This is a genomic window from Gilliamella sp. Fer4-1 (genome assembly GCF_001690515.1).
GTDB lineage: Bacteria > Pseudomonadota > Gammaproteobacteria > Enterobacterales > Orbaceae > Gilliamella > Gilliamella apicola_C.
In genome coordinates, this window is record NZ_LZGZ01000097.1 from 1 (window position 1) to 2,973 (window position 2,973).

A 2,973-nucleotide genomic window follows, 5' to 3' on the forward strand; every position below is an offset into this window, starting at 1 on the left:
AACTCTCTTAAAACATCAGTATTATCAAATAATCGTGAGGCAATTGTGCCAATTTCAGCGAAATACAAACATGATTATAATTATTAATAGTATTGAGTGAATATTGAATAATAAGGCAATAATTTCCAGCAATTATCGTTAATACCTGTTTTTTTAATACCAATAAAATTTGCCAAAAAACTATTAATTTTTATCTATTAATCATTACTTTTACTGAACTATTAAGAAAAATATCGTTAATATATTTTATTAACAAAGTTTGATCTATTTGGCCAAATTCAATCACTATTTTTTTTGCTTTCACTTCATCAACTTTATGCTTATTTATTGCTATAGTAAGTATATTGGCTTTCAACACAATACTGTTAATTGCACTAGATATTTCCATTTCAGTTAGATGTGTTTGAATGCCTATTGACTTATCTACTTCACCATCATCAAATCTAGAAAGAATCAAATAATGATTTGGTGATACAGGATCGTTACCCATCCCAATAATAAGCACTTCATCTTCGGTATAGCAATTAACGGTTGTTGCTAAAAACCTTACTTCACAGTTCAACATATTATCAACACGTTGATCTTCTTGCATGTTATTTTCCTTACAACATTTACACTAGCTATCATATTTGCTAATGCCTATAATGGCTTAAATTGCAATCTCCTAAATAACAATGGCCTAAATAACCTTAACATGACGATTATCTAACACCTTTTTGATAATGGTAGTGCTCAAGCATTGGCTCATTATTTTCAATACACCAATCATAACCACCAATATCTATTGGCATCTTAGTTAAAATGCCCGTTAATTTATTAAATTTTATCCAATTGTCCGCATTTTCAAGTGATGAAAAAACAGCAGATACCGTTGATACCCCGTCTTTCTTAAAAACCCAAACCCAACTATATTCTTTCATACATTTCACCTTATTAGCTATTTTGGTCTTTTTCCCCTTAGTAATGATTTTCCTATAAAATAGTATAGTTAAAAAGGAAAATTGCTCTATGATGAAAATTAAAAGAGTAAATATTGATATTGTAATCAGCTTACCAACAGGACGGTTTATCCACTTTCTGTAATCACTCAGAAAGGTATTATCCTCAACCACATTCTTATCCACGGCAATTGAAGTACGCATATCAACCTAATAATCCATTTTCCCCAAGCCAACACAGCCAAATTGCATTATCAGTTGCGCAATTTGGTCGCTTACGCAACCAAATGCTTTAGTTTACTCGCCCGCTTCGTAAGCTCAAAGTTTACTTTTGACGATGCAACCATTCACTAGCTACTTAACCCTATTTGCGCTATCTCCTCACGCCCATGGATTAAAAAATAAGGACTAAGGTCTAAGGGACGAAGCGCAAACAACAAAAAGATTGTTTCTCGGATTGCCCCTGTTGACGTCACCCATGTTCGATTGCACACCGAACTGAGAGCTACCAACCGTGTCACTAGTCCAGCAACCGTAGTAGGTAAAACTAGCACTCGTGTAAGAGCCCATGCTACCCCACTCGGTGAAAAAGCCAGCATTAATGTGGCGCTGGTAATAATTATCTGCAGAAGAAGGAGTAGCACCAATGAAGCCATCACAATACAAATCACTCGCATTAGTTAAATCTCTTGCCCTAGGCAGACTATAACCTATACTATTACACCAAGCTTCTTGATTAGAAGCTGAATCATATTTAGTTACACGGTTGACGAACCACTGCTTTAATACAAATCCATACTTGATGACGGCGTTACCACCACTATCTCGGTCGACTAACTCGAATATTGCAGGTAAAGACGGGCGAAGTATATTACCTGGAGAACTTGAATTCCACTCCGTTGAAGTAGCGTGAGGACCAATTAAGTGACGCGTACGCTTGTACCTGATAGATCAGGCGTCATTATTGCAGTAATGCCACTATGTGTGACAGAATCCCATGATAACGGTTCACTACCAACAATATCTAACTCAAAGTACAAATTATGTGCCCCAGTAGTAGGAAAGTTTAAATCATAAGATGATGGGTTAGTGGACTGGACGAGAAAACCCTTCTCAGGATTCCATATGGATGGCGGACCCGCATTCTCTCCTATACCATATTCTAAAATAGGACGTACAAAGCTCACCTGCGGTGATACCTTTGGGCTAATATAATAGGTCGCACTACTAGTGTTAAAGCGGCTACTATTAGGAACACCGTAACGTGTACTTAAAGTGCCACTAGTATTGGCTAATGTTACTTTATAAGGAGCATCATGTACTGTTAATACCTTATTACGCGCTACTAATTGGTTATTTTTATCCGTAATTGAGACGGTTAGCGCTCCAGTCGCACTAACCTCATTAACTCCCTGACCATCGCCATCATCATCACGCCAATAATTATTAGGCGGGCCGATAATTGAGTTTAAAGCGATTGAATTGGTATTAACTGGCACAAACATGTCAATGTTAGCAAAACCCTCACCAACATTAGGTAACATGATAGGATTCGTGGCACTTGAAGTATTTGTTTGAGGAGTAAAAACTCGACCGTCTGATAACTTGATACTTAACAACATATCCATATTTGTGGCCTTTGTCCGCCCACCATCGAATGTCAAATACGGCGCACTACCCTCTATAATGTTCGTGCTTTTTGCCGATAGTGCCTGTGCAGTCAATGAACATAACAGCAGCCACGGTAACAATAACCATTTTTGCCTTAACGAAAAGTTTGATTTTGTGGGTTTAATTAAATTGCATATATAAAAGTAATTTTTGAGACTAGCTAAAAGATTGAAGACCAAGAATAGCCAATACTGAGGACTAAAAGAACACTGCATTACGTTTTTCCTATTACATAATATTTTGTTTTATTTTATATTAATTACTTATTCTGCGTATAATATCGCTTATTCGATCCGTTTTTTGATCAAATAAATTATAATTGCTAAAATTTTTTCGCTCCTTTTTTGTGTATTTTTAGATTGTT

4 protein-coding genes are annotated in these 2,973 nt (G+C 36.0%); all 4 read right to left on the reverse strand.

The genetic code is table 11. The annotated features are described in order from the left end of the window. Positions 1–190: 190 nt before the first annotated feature. The gene (locus A9G30_RS03645) at positions 191–592 is read right to left on the reverse strand and encodes a hypothetical protein (RefSeq protein ID WP_065581854.1); all 402 of its coding nucleotides are present in this window, start codon (positions 590–592) and stop codon (positions 191–193) included. Between the two features lie 109 nt (positions 593–701). Next, entirely contained in the window at positions 702–920 is a 219-nt protein-coding gene (locus tag A9G30_RS12620) for a DUF7710 domain-containing protein (RefSeq protein WP_141671974.1), read from the reverse strand. A 368-nt stretch (positions 921–1,288) separates the two neighbouring features. Further along, positions 1,289–1,615, reverse strand: a complete 327-nt coding sequence (locus A9G30_RS03655) for a hypothetical protein (protein WP_065588095.1) — start codon at positions 1,613–1,615, stop codon at positions 1,289–1,291. Positions 1,616–1,858: 243 nt separating this feature from the next. Then, positions 1,859–2,662, reverse strand: coding sequence for a hypothetical protein (locus A9G30_RS03660; RefSeq protein ID WP_141671975.1), 804 nt, complete (start codon positions 2,660–2,662; stop codon positions 1,859–1,861). Positions 2,663–2,973 lie beyond the last annotated feature (311 nt).

Bases quoted from the DNA above. Each gene is read 5' to 3' on its own strand.
- A9G30_RS12620 (WP_141671974.1), bottom strand. From the start codon at position 920: ATGAAAGAATATAGTTGGGTTTGGGTTTTTAAGAAAGACGGGGTATCA.
- A9G30_RS03645 (WP_065581854.1), bottom strand. From the start codon at position 592: ATGCAAGAAGATCAACGTGTTGATAATATGTTGAACTGTGAAGTAAGG.
- A9G30_RS03655 (WP_065588095.1), bottom strand. From the start codon at position 1,615: ATGCGAGTGATTTGTATTGTGATGGCTTCATTGGTGCTACTCCTTCTT.